Annotated in this window: 15 protein-coding genes; 6 read left to right on the forward strand and 9 right to left on the reverse strand. The window is 60.6% G+C overall.

All coding sequences use genetic code 11. The features are described 5' to 3' along the window. The first annotated feature begins 114 nt into the window (after positions 1 to 114). Complete coding sequence (gene uvrA, locus HKD21_RS02510; protein ID WP_194253993.1) at positions 115 to 3,159, forward strand: excinuclease ABC subunit UvrA; 3,045 nt, start codon at positions 115 to 117, stop codon at positions 3,157 to 3,159. A gap of 30 nt (positions 3,160 to 3,189) precedes the next feature. On the opposite strand, the gene HKD21_RS02515 is transcribed toward uvrA, so the two are convergent. Together HKD21_RS02515 and trhO are read right to left on the reverse strand one after the other, a co-directional pair. Further along, entirely contained in the window at positions 3,190 to 3,621 is a 432-nt protein-coding gene (locus HKD21_RS02515; RefSeq protein ID WP_194253994.1) for a hypothetical protein, read from the reverse strand. 46 nt (positions 3,622 to 3,667) lie between these two features. Next, positions 3,668 to 4,609 carry an oxygen-dependent tRNA uridine(34) hydroxylase TrhO gene (gene trhO / locus HKD21_RS02520; RefSeq protein ID WP_194253995.1) on the reverse strand — a complete coding sequence of 314 codons (942 nt, stop codon included), beginning with the start codon at positions 4,607 to 4,609 and terminating at the stop codon, positions 3,668 to 3,670. A gap of 143 nt (positions 4,610 to 4,752) precedes the next feature. On the opposite strand from trhO, the gene guaD reads away from it, so the two are divergent. After that, complete coding sequence (guaD, locus tag HKD21_RS02525) at positions 4,753 to 6,069, forward strand: guanine deaminase (RefSeq protein ID WP_194253996.1); 1,317 nt, start codon at positions 4,753 to 4,755, stop codon at positions 6,067 to 6,069. A 163-nt stretch (positions 6,070 to 6,232) separates the two neighbouring features. Further along, positions 6,233 to 7,210 (forward strand): DUF3034 family protein, encoded by a 978-nt coding sequence (locus tag HKD21_RS02530; RefSeq protein ID WP_194253997.1) that lies wholly within the window; start codon positions 6,233 to 6,235, stop codon positions 7,208 to 7,210. Positions 7,211 to 7,329: 119 nt separating this feature from the next. Here HKD21_RS02530 and HKD21_RS02535 read toward each other — a convergent pair whose 3' ends face one another. The 5 genes from HKD21_RS02535 to HKD21_RS02555 are packed head-to-tail and all read right to left on the reverse strand — an operon-like array spanning position 7,330 to position 11,967. Next, positions 7,330 to 8,733, reverse strand: a complete 1,404-nt coding sequence (locus HKD21_RS02535) for a nucleobase:cation symporter-2 family protein (protein ID WP_194253998.1) — start codon at positions 8,731 to 8,733, stop codon at positions 7,330 to 7,332. 9 nt (positions 8,734 to 8,742) lie between these two features. After that, positions 8,743 to 9,075, reverse strand: a complete 333-nt coding sequence (gene uraH / locus HKD21_RS02540) for a hydroxyisourate hydrolase (RefSeq protein ID WP_086649290.1) — start codon at positions 9,073 to 9,075, stop codon at positions 8,743 to 8,745. Continuing rightward, positions 9,072 to 9,596 (reverse strand): 2-oxo-4-hydroxy-4-carboxy-5-ureidoimidazoline decarboxylase, encoded by a 525-nt coding sequence (gene uraD, locus HKD21_RS02545; protein ID WP_194253999.1) that lies wholly within the window; start codon positions 9,594 to 9,596, stop codon positions 9,072 to 9,074. Before uraD ends, uraH begins: the two co-directional genes overlap by 4 nt. After that, positions 9,593 to 10,492 (reverse strand): allantoinase PuuE, encoded by a 900-nt coding sequence (puuE, locus tag HKD21_RS02550; protein WP_194254000.1) that lies wholly within the window; start codon positions 10,490 to 10,492, stop codon positions 9,593 to 9,595. The genes uraD and puuE overlap by 4 nt, the downstream gene beginning before the upstream one ends. A gap of 14 nt (positions 10,493 to 10,506) precedes the next feature. After that, complete coding sequence (locus HKD21_RS02555) at positions 10,507 to 11,967, reverse strand: SidA/IucD/PvdA family monooxygenase (RefSeq protein WP_194254001.1); 1,461 nt, start codon at positions 11,965 to 11,967, stop codon at positions 10,507 to 10,509. Between the two features lie 174 nt (positions 11,968 to 12,141). On the opposite strand from HKD21_RS02555, the gene HKD21_RS02560 reads away from it, so the two are divergent. From HKD21_RS02560 to HKD21_RS02570, 3 genes are all read left to right on the forward strand, one after another. Further along, on the forward strand, positions 12,142 to 13,065 hold the full coding sequence (locus HKD21_RS02560; protein ID WP_194254002.1) for a LysR family transcriptional regulator: 924 nt from the start codon (positions 12,142 to 12,144) through the stop codon (positions 13,063 to 13,065). A gap of 193 nt (positions 13,066 to 13,258) precedes the next feature. Beyond that, entirely contained in the window at positions 13,259 to 15,616 is a 2,358-nt protein-coding gene (locus HKD21_RS02565) for a TonB-dependent receptor (RefSeq protein ID WP_194254003.1), read from the forward strand. A gap of 100 nt (positions 15,617 to 15,716) precedes the next feature. Then, positions 15,717 to 16,247: a cupin domain-containing protein gene (locus HKD21_RS02570; protein WP_194254004.1), complete on the forward strand. Its 531-nt coding sequence runs from the start codon at positions 15,717 to 15,719 to the stop codon at positions 16,245 to 16,247. 3 nt (positions 16,248 to 16,250) lie between these two features. On the opposite strand, the gene HKD21_RS02575 is transcribed toward HKD21_RS02570, so the two are convergent. Continuing rightward, positions 16,251 to 16,637, reverse strand: coding sequence for a hypothetical protein (locus HKD21_RS02575; protein WP_194254005.1), 387 nt, complete (start codon positions 16,635 to 16,637; stop codon positions 16,251 to 16,253). A 36-nt stretch (positions 16,638 to 16,673) separates the two neighbouring features. Then, entirely contained in the window at positions 16,674 to 18,770 is a 2,097-nt protein-coding gene (locus tag HKD21_RS02580) for a protein-disulfide reductase DsbD family protein (RefSeq protein ID WP_228120744.1), read from the reverse strand. Between the last annotated feature and the right edge of the window lie 178 nt (positions 18,771 to 18,948).

The raw sequence follows: 18,948 nt of genomic DNA on the forward strand, positions 1-18,948 counted from the left end.
TTTTCTCGAATTGTTCTTTTCATCCTATCCTAAACGCCCATCTATAATTGATCCAGCGCCCTTCAAGAGCGTTCCGCTTTCACAATCGCCTTTTCTCCACATTCCGGGGTCTCCGTGAGCTTTCCAGACAATCATTCGATCCGCGTCCGTGGGGCCCGCGCCCATAACCTCAAAAACATTGACGCTACGATCCCGCGGGATTCCCTGACGATCATCACGGGCCTCTCAGGCTCCGGAAAATCCTCGCTGGCTTTCGACACGATCTATGCCGAGGGGCAACGGCGCTATGTGGAAAGCCTTTCCGCCTATGCCCGCCAGTTTCTCGAGCTGATGGGCAAGCCGGACGTGGACTCCATCGAGGGCCTCTCCCCGGCCATCTCGATCGAGCAGAAAACTACGTCCAAGAACCCGCGTTCAACCGTGGGTACGATCACGGAAATCCACGACTACATGCGCCTGCTCTGGGCGCGCGTGGGCATCCCCTACTCTCCAGCGACTGGCCTTCCCATCGAAGCCCAGACCGTCAGCCAGATGGTGGACCGAATCATGGCCATGCCCGATGGCATGCGCCTGATGCTGCTCGCCCCCGTCGTGCGGGACCGTAAGGGTGACTGCAAACGCGAACTCGCCGAACTGACGCGCAAGGGCTTCACCCGCGTGAAGATCGACGGTGAACTTTACGAAATCGCTGAAGCCCCCGAACTGAACCGCAAGACGCGCCATAACGTCGAAGTCGTCGTAGACCGGATCGTGGTCAAGGAAGGCCTCGAATCCCGCCTCGCCGACAGTTTCGAGACCGCCCTCGAACTCTCGGACGGTCTGGCCTACGCCGAGGAAGTCAAACGCGCGGGAGAAAAGGAATCTCCGGCGCATGTCGTTTTCTCGTCGCGCTTCGCCTGCCCCGTCTCCGGCTTCACGATCGAGGAAATCGAGCCGCGCCTGTTCTCCTTCAACGCCCCGATGGGCGCCTGCCCGGTCTGTGACGGCATCGGCACCGAAACCCATTTCGACGAAAACCTGATTGTCCCGGATGATAGCCTGACGCTGGCCGAGGGCGCCATCGCCCCGTGGAAGGGCGCCAGCACGGACTGGTATGACCAGACGCTTGCCGCTCTCGCCCGCCATTGCGGCGATGACATGCACACGCCCTGGTCCGACCTCCAGCCCGCCACGCAAGACCTCATCATCAACGGCTCGAAAGAGCCGATCGACATTCCCTATACCGATGGTGGGAAGGTCCACATCGTCACCAAACCGTTCGAGGGCGTGCTGAAGAACCTGCGCCGCCGCATGGCGCAAACCGACAGCATGTGGGTGCGTGAAGAACTGTCGCGCTATCAGTCTGAAAAACCCTGCCATGCCTGCCACGGCGCACGCCTCAAACCCGAGGCGCTGTGCGTGAAGGTCAAAGACCTCAACATCGCCGAAGCCTCGGACATGCCGATCCGCAAGGCGCTCGACTGGTTCTCCGGCGTGGAAGCGACACTGACGCCCCAGCGCGCCGAAATCGCCCGCCGCATCCTGCGCGAAATCACGGACCGCCTACACTTCCTCGACGATGTGGGGCTGGACTACCTCACCCTCTCGCGCGGTTCCGCAACCCTGTCGGGCGGCGAGAGCCAGCGCATCCGTCTGGCATCGCAGATCGGTTCGGGCCTGACCGGTGTGTTGTATGTGCTGGACGAACCCTCCATCGGCCTGCACCAGCGCGACAATGAACGCCTGCTCGGCACGCTCGAACGCCTCAAGCGCCTCGGCAACACCGTCATCGTCGTCGAACATGATGAGGACGCCATCCGCGCCGCCGATTACCTGATCGACATGGGACCGGGCGCGGGCAAACTAGGCGGACAGGTCATCGCCGTCGGCACCCCGGCAGAAGTCGCCAAGAACCCCAACAGCATCACCGGCGCCTATCTGTCAGGCCGCAAGGTCATTCCCGTCCCGACCGAACGCCGCAAGCCCAGCGGCATGCTCACCCTGCACGGCGCACGCGGCAACAACCTCAAGGATCTGACGGTCGATTTCCCGCTCGGGACCTTCATCGCCGTCACGGGCGTTTCGGGTGGCGGCAAATCCACGCTCGTCATCGATACGCTCTATAAGGCGCTGTCCCGCCAGCTCATGAAATCGAGCCAGACGCCGCTGCCCTATGACCGTCTGGAAGGCGTGGACAATCTCGACAAGATCATCGAGATCGACCAGTCCCCGATCGGCCGCACCCCACGCTCCAACCCCGCAACCTATACGGACCTGTTCGCGCCAATCCGAGACTGGTTCGCCGAACTGCCCGAGTCCAAGGCACGCGGCTACAAGCCGGGCCGCTTCTCCTTCAACGTGAAGGGCGGCCGCTGCGAAGCCTGTCAGGGCGACGGTGTTCTCAAGATCGAAATGCACTTCCTACCGGACGTGTACGTGACCTGCGACACCTGCAAAGGCGCACGCTACAACCGCGAAACGCTGGAAGTGAAGTTCCGCGGCAAATCCATTGCGGACGTCCTGTCCATGACCGTGGACGAGGCCCTGCCATTCTTTCAGGCTGCCCCGAAAATCCGCGACCGTCTCGCCATCCTGCAACAGGTCGGGCTGGGCTATGTCGCCCTCGGCCAGCAGGCCACAACGCTCTCGGGCGGTGAGGCCCAGCGCGTCAAGCTGTCAAAGGAACTGGCCAAACGCGCCACTGGCCGCACAGTCTATATCCTTGATGAGCCCACGACGGGCCTGCATACCGAAGACGTCCGCAAGCTGCTCGAAGTGCTGCACACCCTCGTCGATCAGGGCAACACGGTGCTGGTGATCGAGCACAATCTCGAAGTTATCAAAACAGCCGACTGGCTGATCGATATTGGCCCCGAGGGCGGTGACGGCGGCGGTCAGGTCGTCGCAGCTGGAACACCGGAAAACATCTCCGCGTGCAAAGCCAGCCATACCGGCCGCTTCCTCGCGCCGCTGCTGGACGCACCGGGCGCCAGACAGCCGCGCAAAGTCACGGCCACCAAAATCACACAAGCCATGCTCGCCGCCAGCCTGCCACCGCCAAAAGCCGAACGCACAGCCGCGAAAAAAGCAAAAGTCGCCAAAGAAAAAGCAGCGGAAAAGGCTCACGAAAAGAAGCCCAGAGGCCGCCCCGCCGGGTCCCGCAACAAAACCAAAGCCTGAACCCGGTCGGATCGCCGGACCCAGGCATCGTCACTGGCGATGATGCTTGGGTTGGCACGACATGAGGTTGACACCGGCCGTATCGTCAAAACGGTCCGGGTGCTCTGTCAGAGGTAAGGAGACGACATCGTTGATCCGATGATCATGATAGACGAACCCCCAATGGAAAAACCGGGCATCAAACCAAGGATTGTCATCAAACATCTCATCCCATTCCAGCAGGTCACGCCGCAAGGGCGATCCGACGCCGTTGCTTTGTGTCCAGACCGCCGACTTGCAGATCGAGGCACGCTCAACACGCACAATCAGCCGTCCGTTAAGTGTTGCCTTTCCATCAAGCTCCTCGTTGAGCACGATATTGAGGTTATGGGTTAACTCCTCCAAGGATTCCGGCTTGGCCCCCGCGAAAGCAGTGCCGCCGATAGCAATGGCAAAAATTAGGCCGAGAACAACGCGAATCATTGATTTTATCCCGCCAGAAACAGCATGACCCCGCCCCCATCCACACTTACTTTTGCCGAACACCCAAATGCCCGGCCTTCCGCGTCTGAGCCAGCACTTCCTGCCGCTCACGCTCAGCATAACGATGGCGCTGCTCTTCCGTCCGCTCGTTATGACAATGCGGGCACGACACACCCTGCACGAACAGCGGCGAGGCCTTGTCGTGCGCGTTCAGCGGGCGACGGCAGGCATGGCAGACATCATGCGTCCCGATCTCCAGCCCATGCTTCACTGAAACACGCTGGTCGAACACGAAGCACTCGCCTTCCCACAGGCTCTCTTCCTCGGGCACGGTCTCCAGATATTTCAGGATGCCGCCCTTAAGATGATAGACTTCGTCCACACCCTCCGCCCGCGCAAAGGACGTTGATTTTTCGCAGCGGATGCCCCCCGTGCAGAACATGGCAATCTTCGGCAGACGGCCTTCCGCTTCCAGTTCCTGCCGCCGTTTGCGAAACCATTCCGGGAATTCACGGAAGGATTTCGTTTTCGGGTCTTCCGCGCCTTTGAACGTGCCGATCGCCACTTCATAATCGTTTCGCGTATCAATCAGGATCGTATCCGGATCGGAAATCAGCGCGTTCCAGTCTTCCGGCGCCACATACCGCCCTACGCCCTGAAGCGGGTCGATATCAGGCTCGCCCATCGTGACGATTTCCTTTTTCAGCCGCACCTTCATGCGGCGGAATGGCAGTTCAGGCGCACGGGAGTCCTTGCTCTCCAGGTCCGCACAGCCCGGAAGTGCACGGATATGCGCCATCACGCGCTCCATGCCCTCATCCGTTCCGGCGATCGTGCCGTTGATCCCTTCGCGCGCCAGAAGCAGAATCCCCCGGATTCCCTCACGTTCACACAGTTCCAGCAACGGCTCCCGCAATGCAGCAGGGTCGGCGAACGGCGTGAAATGATACAGCGCGACAATGCGGATCGGTTCGAGAATATCGGACATGAGGCAGGCATCCGGCAACCGGGACCGCAGACACAGCCGCGATCGGATGAAAAAAGACAGCCCCGGAAATATCAGGGCCAAAGCCGGGATGCCAGACCCATATGACGCAGACACAGGCACGATCCCTGCGGTAAAGTGCTCCCATGACCCAGATCAGCGCCATTCGCGGCCCCTTCCTGACCTTCCATGCCGATCCCTTCACCACCGATCCCATGGATGCCCTGCATCACGAGCCCGACGGCCTGATCCTGATCGAGAACGGGCGCATCACCGCTGCCGGTCCCTGGGACAGCCTGCGCGACACAATCCCCACCGAAACGCCCGTCGACCACTACCCCGATATGCTGATTTCCGCTGGCATGATCGATACGCACGTCCATTACCCGCAGCTTCCGGTCATCGCATCCTACGGCGAGCAGCTTCTGGAATGGCTGGAACATTATGTTTTCCCCGCCGAAGCCCGCTACGCCGACCTGACTTATGCCCGCTCCGTCGCCCGACAGTTCCTGAACGAACTCCTGCGCGTCGGAACCACGACAGCCGCCGTGTACTGCACAGTCCATCCCCAATCCGTGGACGCGTTTTTCGAGGAATCCGAACGCCTCAACACCTGCATGATCGCAGGCAAGGTCCTGATGGACCGCAACGCGCCGGAAAACCTGCGCGACACCGCCCAGAGCGGCTACGACCAGTCCGCGGACCTCATCGCACGCTGGCACAATCGCGGACGCCAGCTTTACGCCGTCACCCCCCGCTTCGCCCCCACCAGCACCCCCGAACAACTTGATCTCGCAGGCGCACTTCTCGCCACGAAACCCGACCTGTTCATGCAGACGCATCTGCTCGAAAACCGCTCCGAAATCGCCTGGGTCCGCGAACTGTTCCCCAACCGCAACTCCTATCTGGACGTGTACGACAAGGCCGGTCTCCTGCGTCCCCGCGCCATTCTCGCCCATGCCGTCCACGCCGAAGAAGCCGATTTTCAGCGCTGTCACGACACAGGCTGCTCCATCGCACACTGTCCCGGCTCGAACCAGTTCCTCGGCAGCGGCTCATTCCCACTCTTTAAGGCCCTCAAATCAGAACGCCGAGTACCCGTAGGCATCGGCAGCGACATCGGCGCAGGGCCGTCCCTGTCCCTGCTTCAGGTTCTCTCCGACGCCTACAAGGTCGCACAGGGCCTCCAGACGAACCTCCATCCCGCGCAGGGGCTCTGGCTTGCCACGGCAGGAGGCTCACAGTCTCTTGGCCTTCAGGACAGGATCGGCAGCATCCAACCCGGCCTCTACGCCGATCTCTGCGTCTTCGATCCCGCCGCCACACCTCTGGGCCGGATCCGCGCGCAGACGGCCGAAACCCTCGCTGACTGCCTGTTCGCCCTTACTATGCTGGGCGACGATCGCAGCATCGCCGCCACCTATGTGGCCGGCCAGCGCCGCCATGAGCGCAAGACAACCTGAAACCTGTGACACAGAATGCCATTTTATTTTGACTCTGAATTTTTAAAAGTCTTAGGGTTACATTAACTATTTATCAGCATTTCAGAAACTATACTGGCAAGAGTATTTAACCTGCGAGAGTACTCCGGCTCCCCCTCGGGCTCGCGACCTAAAAGCAGGACCCATGAACCATTCCCTTTCCTCCGCGCAGACTTTCCGCTCCCTGATGTCCCTGACCGCAGCGCTGTCCCTCAGCGCCCTTCTTCCAGAGCGCGCCGCGCGCGCCGCAGACACTACAGAGAGCGCACCGCAGGTCACTCTGGGCAATGACGGCAACAGCAAATCCCTGTTCCGCACACTCTTTGACGGACAGCGTGCGATCGGCACCGGTGGCATGACGTCTCTTGAAGGCTCAAGCGGCGGCGGCCTCGCAACCTGGGCCACCATCAGCGGCTATGGCAGCAACAAGAGCGCAGGCATGGCCCTTCACTACAGCTATGTGAACGTCACCAATTACTGGGACCAGAACGTCGGCGCCTCGATTGGCCTTTTTGACCGCGTGGAGCTTTCCTACACCCATAATTTCTTCCAGACCCGCGCCACAGGCGCCAAGCTCGGCATCGGCAACGGCTACCAGTTCGATCTCGACGTCGCAGGTGCGAAAGTCCGCCTTTTCGGCCATGTCGCCGACAATAGCCTGATCCCACAGGTCGCCATCGGCGCCATGTACAAACATGACAGTGACAGCCGCATCATTCACATGATCGGCTCAAAACACACCGACGGCGCAGACGCCTATCTCGCCGTCACCAAGCTGTTTCCGAAAGTCGGAATCCTGATCGACACCACCGTCCGCTTCACCAAGGCCAACCAGTGGGGCATCATCGGTTTCGGTGGCGACCTCGATAACAATTACCACGCGCAGTTCGAAGGCTCCCTCGGCTATCTGCCGCCCTTCCTGCCTGGCCTCATCGTCGGCGTGGAATACCGCACCAAGCCCCGAAACCAGCGCTTCACCGACGAAAGCAACTGGTTCGATGTGTACACCAGCTATTTCATCAACAAGCACCTGAACATCACACTCGCTTACGTGTCACTTGGCACGATTGCGACGTTCAAAAACCAGACAGGATTCTATTTTTCCGGCCAGACGGGATTCTGACGTGACAATCCGGGCTCTGCCCGGACCCGGCAGGGATCTCGATCCCTGCACCCTATTTTGTAAATCGGTTTCCAAGGAGCCCCGGTCTTTGGCGGGTTTCAGGGCAAAGCCCTGATCCTTCACCCTTCGCGGATACGCTCGTCAATCAACGACTCACGCGGCACATCCGTCGCATGCGTCGCCTCGTGAATCGTCCGCTTCACATTGAAGATCAGATGCAGCGAAATCGCCGACAGCGACCCAAGCGTAATCCCGCTTCCGAAAACGATCTTCGCCCACATCGGAAACGTGTCGGAAATATGCGGTTGAGCCGTCGCCAGCATACTCAGCCCGATACTGGTCCCAACGATGATGACGTTACTCTGCCGGTTGAAATCCACCCGTGAGAGAGTCTGCACACCAACCACAGCCACGGTTGCGAACATCGCCAGCGCCGCACCGCCCAGAACCGGCAGCGGCACCGCAGCCACCAGCGCGCCCAGACGCGGCAGGCAGCCCAGCATCATCATAATCACCGCGGCAGCCGCCACGACCCAGCGGCTCTTCACCGCCGTCATCCGCACCAGACCAACATTTTCGGCAAAGCACGTATAGGGAAACGAGTTGAGTACCCCGCCGAGTATGGTGGCGATTCCATCAGCCCGAAGCGTGCGAGCGATGTCTTCGGACGTGATCGGCTTATCGACGATTTCACCCGTCGCATAGACGTTCCCGATCGTCTCGATCATGGAAATCGTCATGACGATCACCATCGAGAGGATCGAGACCGGATGAAATGTCGGCATCCCGAAATAGAACGGATGCGTGATGGACAGGAGCGGCGCGGACGACACCTCCCCGAAATTCGCATCGCCCAGAACCCACGCCACCAACGTTCCCAGAACCAGTCCGATCAGCACGGCAATGGTGGCAATAAACCCGCGAAACAGCCGCTGGATTACCAGAATGGACGCCAGAGTCCCCAGTCCGTACCAGATACTCCGTAACGGAACATGGTCTTGCATCACGGACGGGCTAGCCCCCGAGACAATATCATTCGCCGCAACCGGCAGCAGCGCCAAACCTATGATGAGAATGATGGACCCGGTCACGACCGGCGGGAAAAACCGCACCAGCCCAGCGAAATGCCGCGCCATCAGCAACGTCACGAACCCCGCCACGATGACGGACCCGTAAATGGACAACAACCCCGGCGTCCCGCCCCCCACGGCAGAGCCAATAGCGATCATCGGCCCCACGGCAGTAAACGTCACGCCCTGCAACAGCGGCAGCCGAACCCCGACCGGCCCGAACCCTACTGCTTGAAGCAGCGAGGCAATCCCGCAGGTGAACAGATCTGCATCAATCAGATGGATCAGCGTCTCGCGCGGCAGATGCAGCGCTCCCGCCACAAGGATCGGGACGATGACCGCTGCCGAATAGAACGCCAGCACATGCTGCAACCCGTAGGCTCCAAGCCGCCAGACCGGCAGTTTCTCGTCAACGGGATGCAGACCGGTCGTCGCGGCATTCTCGGCAGTCATCAAAAGCCCTCAGCTTCCGCGATAGGTGGAATATCCGAACGGCGCCGCCAGCAGGGGCACATGCGCATGGGCCTCCGCCGCCAGCCCGAACACGATCGGCACCACATCCAGAAACGGCGGATCAGACAGAACCTGCCCCCCTTTTCGGAAGTAATCGCCAATCCGGAATTCCAGACAATACGTCCCTTTCGAAACCGCAACATCCCGCAGTTCCGGGCAACGCCCGTCCGCATTCGTCTGGCCTTCAAACAGAACCCGATCTCCCTGCAACAGACGCAGGCTCACACCCGCAGCAGGCTTTCCGGACACCGTATCGAGAACATGCGTGGACAGAGAACTCATGCCGTCACCAGATCTTTCAGACGAAGCCCTGCAATCGCATCAATCTGCGTCAGCGCCTCGGTCAGTTCCTGTTCGGGAGTGCCAGCCAGACGGCGCTCCATTTCATCCATAATCACGGTCTTCGCCGCTTTTCCGGGTGCAGCGACCTTGCGCACGCAGATCACGAACGGCATGGCAAACCGCGCGCGATACGCGTCATTCAGCCCCCGAAACCGCTCATATTCCGCAGGCGTCAGACGATCCAGCCCGACCGAAGCCTGTTCCGAGGCGGAATGTTCCGTCAGATCCGGATCAATCCCCGCCCGGTGCCCAAGCTCCGGATGCGCCCGCACCAGCGCAAGCTGCGCCTCCACGCCCGCAGACCGCACAACCTCCGCAAACGCGGACAACATCGCGTCCACATCTGCAAAAGGCCGTGCCTTCAGCACCCCTACCGCCACCCACGGCGAATGTTCGTAAAGCCCACCGAACTGCGCAACGAACGCCTCGGCCGACAGTGCATTGACGTCTGAAATCTTCATGCCGGATGCACAGACTGCCAGTGCCGCGCGATATCCAGCCGCGTCGCCACCCACACATCTTCACGCTTCTGGATATGCTCCAGAAACTTCAGCAGCCCCAGCGCCCGCGCCGGCTTGCCCGCCAGACGGCAATGCAGGCCGATCGACATCATCCGGCCGCCCTCGCGATACAGCATATCGAACGCATCGCGCAGATAAGTGAAGAACTGCTCGCCTTCCGTAAACCCGTTCAGCGCCGCAAACTTCATGTCATTCGCGTCCAGCGTATAGGGCACGATCAACTGCGCCCGACCATGCGTCCGGTCATAATACGGCAGGTCATCCGCATAGGAATCGGCGTCATAAACAAACCCGCCTTCCTCCGCGACCAAACGCGCCGTGTTCGGGCTCGTGCGCCCCTGATACCAGCCCAGCGGCCGCTCTCCCGTCACTTCGGTATGCAGCGCAATGGCCTCGCGAATATGCGCCCGCTCCACGTCTTCGGGGAAATCCTGATAATCAATCCAGCGCAGACCGTGAGACGCAATTTCCCAACCACTCTCCTTCATGGCCGCCACAGCATCCGGATTGCGGGCCAGCGCCTTCGCCACACCAAACACCGTCACCGGCATCCCGGCGTCATCGAACAGACGCCGCAGCCGCCAGAACCCGGCCCGGCTGCCATATTCGTACAAGCTCTCCATCTGCGCACAGCGCGCCCCAATGATGGATTTCGTGCCCACCATTTCGGACAGAAACGCTTCGGACCCCGCATCCCCATGCAGAACCGAATTCTCCGCCCCTTCCTCATAATTGATGACGAACTGCACGGCGATACGCGCGCCATTCGGCCATTTCGGATCAGGCGGTGTGCGGCCATAACCGATCATGTCCCGCGGATAGCTGTCCTGCGTCATGGGCGTTTCCTTTCTCAAAGCACCGGCGGATCGAGGCTAACGAGTTCTTCCGTGTCATAGGCCAGCAGGCTCGCCAGATGCCTGTCGCCATCCTCGACGAACAGATCGCGCGCAATACCCCGCGCCAGCTTTTCCACGCCAAAACGCATCCCGCTGATGGACGCGCCAGAAAGCCCCATGCTCGGCATGGCCCCGAACGTGAAATTGTAGATCTTCGCCAGCATCGACGCCTTGGGATCGGCCTTGTCTTTCGGCAGGAATTGGAACCGCGCGCCCAAGTAAGGATGGCTCCCCAGAAGCGCGCTGTCTTCCATGGCAGGGGGCGTGAAATGATCGCGCCACAGCAGAACAGACGACGCGAAATCCCGCGTTTCCGGACGCTGCGACAGGTCGATCGTGAACCCCGTCCCGATAATCAGGAAATCGAAGCGCATCTCGCCCTGCGGCGTCGTCACCACGATCTCGTCGCCGTCCATCCGCGTCGCCGTCCATGGCGTTCCGGGATGAAAAACAAAATTCTCATGACGGCGGCAACGCCAGAACGTGTCCTGCGGCGGCGGCTGGTTCAGGCTGTAGATCTGCCGCATGAAGCGCCAGCGCGTCAGATCCGGCAGTTCCGAGAAATGCGCCAGAAAGCCCGCGTTTTCCATCCAGCGATACGGATTGATGGCCGGGATTTTCGCCCGACGCAGGCACAGATCCACCCGCCCCACGCCCTTTTCCAGCGCCGTCGCCGCATTGTCGAACGCGGAGGCCCCGGCCCCCAGAACACCGATCCGCTTGCCCTTCAGAGCTTCAAAATCAATGTCTTCATGCGTATGGGCATAAACGGATTTCGGCAGCGTCTCGGAAATGAAGGAGGGCACATGCCACGCTCCGCCGCCGTCGATGCCCGTCGCCAGAACCATCCGCCGCGCCAGACGCACCGTTTCCTGACCGGCCGCATTGCGGAATGTCAGCCGCAGCAACCCCTCGTCCCAGCCGACATGCACCAGTTCCTGATCGTTTACGACCGGGATGTCGAGCGTCTGGCGCACCCAGTCCAGATAAGCCTGCCAGTCATGGCGGGAAATCTTGTCCAGATCCTCCCAGGCCTGCGCACCATAACGCGCCTCGAACCAGGATTGCGGCGTAAGGCTGGGAATTCCCAGATCCGGCCCCGTGACATGCCGGGGCGTGCGCAGCGTGATCATGCGCGCAAACGTCACCCACGGCCCCTCGCCGCCTTTCTCTGCTTTTTCAAAGACCTGCACATTGGTCACACCCTGCCGCCGCAGCCCGAAGCATGACGTAATGCCCCCCTGCCCCGCGCCGATGATCGCCACATCCAGAACCGCTTCCCCGTCCCGGTCCTGCGTCAGGCTCCATTTGCCCGTCGCGTAACGGATTTTCGCCAGATCCTCCCGCACACGCTCCGAAAGCGCAGCCAAAGCCTCCAGAACCGGAGTTTCGACGGGAGAAACGGTGGATGTCATGAGGTCAAATCCCAAAGAACCGGCACGGACAGGGCAGTCTCCGGTGGGTGCCGGAGCGTCTTTCCGCATCAAAAACGACAGGTCACCTGTCAGGCGGGATAGTTTCACACCACCTCAAGGTCGTATACTCCATAAAAACGCTCCTCCCGTTCGCAAAAAGAGAGCAGTTCTTCGATGCCTGTCTTCTCACGCTTCCTGCGCTACTTCCTCGCCGTTGCCCAGCACGGCTCCATCCGTCGCGCCTCCGAACATCTGCGCATTGCCGCCTCCGCCATCGACCGGCAGATCCTTCAGGGTGAGGAATCCCTCGGTACGCCCCTGTTTGAACGCCTGCCAACCGGCCTACGCCTGACCGCCACAGGCGAGCTTCTCTATGCGCATGGCAAACAGTGGTCGCGGGACCTGACCAATATGTGCGTTCAGATCGAAGACATGCGCGGCCTGCGCCGGGGGCAGGTGGATATCGCCGTCCCCGACGCCCTGACCCGTGGCTTCCTGCCGCGCCTGCTCCGCGCCATGCGCACGACCCATCCGGGCATCACGATCTGCACCCATGTGCTGGACAACAGCCGCATCCAGAGCACCCTAATCGACGGTTCGGTCGATGTCGCGCTGCTGCTCAACCCGACCCATGCCCGCGGCCTTCTGGTCCGCGCGCACAAGGACTTTCCGCTCGGCTTCGTCTGCCTGCCGAACCATCCCGTCGCCGAACGCAAAAGCGCCCGTTTCAGTCTCGCGATGAATTATCCCATGATCATGCCAGAGCCCCCGCTCGCCCTGCACCGCCAGATCGAAATTCTGGAAATTGACAGCAACCTCGACATCCACGCCGCCGCATCCTCCGACAATATCCAGATGATCAAGTCTCTGGTTCGCGAAGGCATCGGCATCGGCATTCTCAGCGCGCTCGACGTCATGGAAGAGGTCGCACGCGACGAACTGGCCTTCATTCCAATTTCCAACCATGACCTCGCCCCTCTGACACTCGCCCTGTGCGTGGACCATTCCCGCCAGCTTTCCGGCGCGGCCCGACTGGTGATTTCCGAACTCGAAAAAGAATTCCTCTCCCCCACCACACAGCCCCAGCCCACGACCTGATTTCTCTTCCCGAAAAACCACGTCATACGGGAGACATAGACTGTCACATTTTTGCACCAACCTAAAAACGGCAATGCCCCGGCCTGCATTTTATCTTTGATGGAAATAGGCCATCCGTTTTACATCCACGTTTCGAATAAATACCGTTCCCAAAGTGAACCTTTTGGTGCGACAGACGCAGGAGCCCGGCAGCATGAAAGACAACCATCAGTCCCGCGGCTCCGGATCACGCTCCGGCTCACTGGGCTACAGACGTCAGCTTCTCGCCGTCACCTGTCTCGCCGGCAGCGTGCTCGCCGCGTTTGCGACGCCAGCACGTGCCGCACAGCCTGCGAAACACCATACTCCGCGCCATCAGACCTCCAGCCGTAACGTTCCAAAAACAGCCCGGACAGCATCGCGCGCGACCGTCACGCCGCACGTCGCGCATGAGCTTGATGCGTCCGCTGCCGAAACGGTTTCCGTCACGTCCTCGCGCCGCGCCCTGAATGGCGGCGGTGGTATGATGCGCGTCGAAACCGCCCCCCATGCCGTGCAGACCGTCACCAAGGAATTCATCAACATGCGCGCGCCGACCAGCACGGCGCTCGATCTGATCCAGAACCTGCCAAGCCTCAATGTGACAATGCCAGATTCGTCGGGCATGCAAGGCGGACAGATCCAGTCCCGCGGTCTGACAGACCTCGACATGGGCCTTCTGGTGGACGGCGCGCCTGCGGCGGCTGCGAAATATCTGAGCGAAAACGTCGATTCCGAAAACCTCGAAAGCGTCAGCGTCACGCCCGGCTCCTCCGCGACAGATCTGCCCGTCATGTCGGCGGCCGGTGGCATCATGTCCGAAGAAACGCGCACGCCATCAAAAAAGCGCGGCGGCCTGATCGACTTTTCCTACGGCACCAACAACCTGTCGCGCGAGTTCCTCCGTCTGGAATCCGGCGAAATCGGCCATAGCGGCGTGCGCGGGTATTTCTCGTTCTCCAACACCCATGCCCGCTCTTGGATGGGTGCCGGAACCAACCAGCGCAAACACATCGATTTCGGCCTCCAGAAAGACTGGCATAATGGCTCCAACGCCAAGTTCTTTCTGTCCTGGAACTCCGCCGACTTCGTCATCGACAACTACCCCACCTCCGACCAGTTCTTCCGCTACAAACACACCGGACAGGGCTATGGCCGGACGGATGATCGCAAGAGCAACAACTACTGGGGCAACAACAACGATCACTGGAACCAGATTTTCATCTCGGCTCCGGTTCATATCGTGCTCCCCTCGCGCCTGTCGCTCGACATCCACCCGTATTTCAGCTTCGGGCAGGGCTGGGACGCCTCTCCGGGCGGCACGACGACCGATGCCGCAGGCGCAACGCGCGGCCTGACGAACTACTTCCTGCAGAACGAATACCGCTCGGTCGGAACGGTTGCGAAACTCAACTGGGAAATCGACCGGCACAACACATTTTCGGTCGGCTACTGGTATGAAAACACCCAGACGATCCAGTCCTACCCCACCAGCTACCAGATGGCAGACGGCAATGCGCCAAGTCCCAACTGGGACGCGTACCAGATTTCCGCTGGCGACAAACAGACGGCCGGTTACGAAATCCAGTCCCTGTTCGTGCATGACACGGCCAAATATCTCAACGATCACCTGACGGTGGACGCCGGGTTCAAGTTCGTCATGACGAACATCTGGAACAAAGACTATTACGGCCGCCAGGAAGCCAACCGCACAGCCCCGCTGCCGCAGCTTTCAATCGGCTACCGCATCAACAACCACCATCAGGTCTACCTGAACGTGGAAGGCGACTACCGCCAGCCCAGCGCGGTCGATCTCGGCTGGCTCTACACCAGCGTCGCCATTCCCAAGAACCAGTATTCCATCAAGGAAGAACTCGGCTACCGCTACCATGACGATTACATCGTCGCCGATGTTGCGTTCTTCAACTACAACCTTACAAACCGTATCGTGGACCAGTATGTTGGTATGAACAGCTACAAGCCGTTCAATATCGGCAGCCAGCAGATGCGCGGCTTTGACGTCATGATCGCCGGACGCCCGATCCACGGCTTCAGCCCCTACGCCTCCGTCGAGTATCTGCACGCCTCACAGGACAGCAACGTCTTCGATCCGTATCTGAACACGATGCTGCATTCCAAAGGCACGCAGGCCGTCATGGCCCCGCATGTCATCGCGAATTTCGGCCTGACCTATACTTATAAAGGCTTCTTCGCGAACGGCACCGTCCACTATACCGGCCCGCAATCCGTCAGCATCGCAGGCGACCAGCGCATTCCGGGCTACGTCACAGACACGCTCTCGATGGGCTATCACTTCAAGCCCTTCATGTTCGCGCAGTCCCCGACTTTCCGCCTGAACTTCACCAACCTCACCGGCTCGATCGTCCGCACCGGCGCCATGGGCGCGGTCTATAGCGCCAAGGACCCGAGCACGGTCCACAGCGGCAATATGGCGCCCTATACCGGCTACGGAAACTCTTTCATGGTCTCTCCGCGTTTTTCCATGACCGGAACGATCTCCACCGCGTTCTGACGGGAAGCGGCAGGGAGCATTCCCTGCGCCAAAACCACGTCTCCTCCGATGCGTTTCCGCAACACGCCCCCACATCCCTGTGGAACGGAGGAGACCCCCAATGCCCTTCGGCATAATTTCCAGAAAACAGTCCGCCGGTTCAGCCCTGCTTCTCGGCACAGCGCTTACGCTCTTTTCAGTCGCACATGCTGCCGCAATTCCGACTGAAACGCCACAGGATCATTCTGGCGTAACGATCCTCCAGAATTCGGACGCCGTAAAATGGCAACCCGCACCCCCCATGTTCCCACACGGAACGAAAATCGCCATCCTGACCGGCGACACCACAAAACCCGGCCCTTTCACCCTGCGCGTCATGATGCCAGCCGGATCATTCATCCCACCCCACACCCATAATCTGGACGAAATGCTGACCGTCATCAGCGGCAACATCCAGCATTTCGTGGGACAGAATATCGACACAACGCAGCAGCGCGCGCTCGGCCCGGGCGGCTTCGTCCATCTGCCGGTCAACGTACCCCACGCCATCAAGGCCGGACGTCAGGGCGCAGTCCTTCAGGTTTCAGGAACAGGACCGTTCAGCATGGCCTACGTCAATCCGCAGGACGACCCGCGCAACACGGGCCGCTGATCCCTATCGCGGCAACAAAGGCGAGGACGTGGCATAGGCCTCGCCAAACCGCGACGTATTAGTGCCTGTGACTGGATCATGATCCAGATCCCGCCCAAATTTCAGATGAGCCGTCATCCCCTTCCACAGGGTGACCCGGCTTTCCGTATGACCGTCTTCAAAATAGCGCGTCACAATCGGGGAAGCGAAGAAAACCGACGGCGCACGGCGATGTCCCATGACGCAAATTTCTTCACCCGTTCCCGAACCTGTCGCGCCTTGAGTCCCGATCAGGTTTCCCGGCAGGATTTTCACAGCATTGAACGGATTTGTCGGAGGAGTCTGCGCCACACAAAAGACGGGCATCAGCGCAATCAGAAACAGTCCCGGAAAAAACACCCATGCTTTCATGGCCATTCCTCCCGAGCGTGTCTCATTGCCCTGACATCATTTCCCGATTGTCGACAGCACGATGCCCGGCGTCAGGATCTGCGGTAGCACGACGCCCTCCTGATGCGGCGGATAATAAATATAGAACGGCACACCATCGCGCCCATGCGCCTTGAGGAACGCGCCGATCGCCGCGTTGCGGTTCGTCCAGTCCCCTTTAAGGAACACGATCCTTCGGTCCCGGAACGCCTGCTGAACGGATGGCACATCCAGCGCCACACGCTCATTGACCATGCAGGTGATGCACCATGACGCCGTCATGTCGATGAACACCGGCTTGCCCTGCGCCCGAAGCTCGGCGAGACGTGCTTCCGAGAATGGCTCGATCCCGGACTCCGAGGTGCCTGTGACCACAGGAGCAGGTGCGGCCCGCAGCCCCTGCGCCAGCGCGACCCCACAGACCACAACACACAGCACAGCCACGATCCGGCAGAACGCCACCGTCCCACGACCGCCTTCCAGCATAGACCGACGCTGCCCAACGCCATAAATCCAGCCTGCAAAGCCCAAAAGCACAACGCCCCCAGCCGTCAGCGCCACAAACGTCACGCCCCGCTGGATTGCCGCCACCCACAGCAGCCACACGCAGGTCGCAAACAGCGGAAACGCCAGAACCTGCTTGAGAATGCCCATCCAGGCCCCCGGCTTCGGCATCCGCGACGCCACACCCGGAACCCCGGCCACGAGAATGTACGGAAAGGCCAGCCCAAGCCCCATCGACAGGAACACCAGAACCCCCATCACCGGCGGCCCACCCAGAGCGCCTGCAATGGCAACGCCCATGAACGGCGCCGTGCAGGGCGTTGCCACAATAACCGCCAACAGGCCCGTCATCATGTCCCCGCTCCGACCGCCGCCTGTCTGAACCTGTCCCAGACGCCCGGCGCTGACTTCAAACACACCCAGCAGGTTGAGCCCCATCAGGAACAGCAGCCAGCACACGCCGACCACAAATCCCGGCGACTGGAACTGAAAGCCCCATCCCGCCGCAGACCCGGCCAGACGCAACCCGATCATGACAATGCCCAGCGCCGCAAAAGCCCCGGTCACGCCCAGCGTATAGAACAGCGCGCTCTGAAGCTGCACGCCCCGTCCGGCACCGCCCATTTTCGCAAGGGACAGCGCCTTCATCGCCAGAACCGGAAACACACACGGCATCAGGTTCAGGATCAGCCCGCCCACAAAAGCAAACAGCAGAACCCGCAGCCAACCCGCCCCGGTTGGCACATCAGAAGCCGGGGTCGCATCCGCCTGCACAGGAGCCGCAGTAGAAGCGCCACCAACCGGACGCGCCTCAATCTGCAACGGACTTTCCTGCCCCGCTGCATCCTTGAGCACGACCACACCCAGCAGCGGCTTGTCCCGATGCGCGGATTTCAGGAATTTCAGCCCGAGCGTGAGCTGACCATCCGACACATGCAGAGGCTGTTCAGCGACCTGATCGATTACGCCCCCATCCTGCGGCAGGAACCATGCCTGCGACACAGACGTCGCAGACAATCCCTTGCCCGAAAGCATCAGGACGCCATCGGCGGACACACTGGCCGCAAATGGCGATGCCACCGGCATGGCAGCCTCGGCCTTGCGGAACAGGTCCGCCTGCGCCCCACCTTCCGGCACATTGGCCGCCGAAGCCGGAAGCGTCAGCGTGAAATCACCACTCTCGGGAATACAGACCTGCGCACAGGCGAGCCATTCCGCATGGGCATGAAGCGTTGCGCCTCCCGAACCTTTGAGAACCAGATCCTCCGGCAGCGTCACTTCATTGATGTACGCGTAGGACATAAGGCCGCCCTCGCTGATCCGAACCGGCACTGGCCAGTGGATCGGGCCGCCCTTGCCCGTTGCCCCGCCATCCGCAGTCACATCCAGCGTCGGCGTGTCTCCAGCATCGCCCGGATTGATCCAGTAAGTGTGCCAGTCCGGCTTGAGCTGAAGCCGCAGCCCAACTCGCAGATGCTGGTCCGGCCCGACCGCATCACGGTCCGTGACAAGCGTCGCGGTGTCGTTCGCGGACGCAACCGGCGCACTCTCCGCCGCCCGCGCGGACACAGACCCCAGACCCAGAACCCCTGCCACGAGCAGGGCCGACATGCTGAACATTCGATGCAAGACAGGCTCATTCCACTTTTTCAGAAGACAGCCTTCACCATATCACTGACTGAAACGAAAAGCAGGACCTTTCCGGTCGTGAAACTACGAAGGCCCTGCAAATCGCCTTCACGAAATAGGCCTCTTCTAAAGCGATCCTGTCAGATTTTGAGAGTTTTTA

Source organism: Gluconobacter cerevisiae, assembly GCF_015244675.1.
Classification (GTDB): Bacteria; Pseudomonadota; Alphaproteobacteria; order Acetobacterales; family Acetobacteraceae; genus Gluconobacter; species Gluconobacter cerevisiae.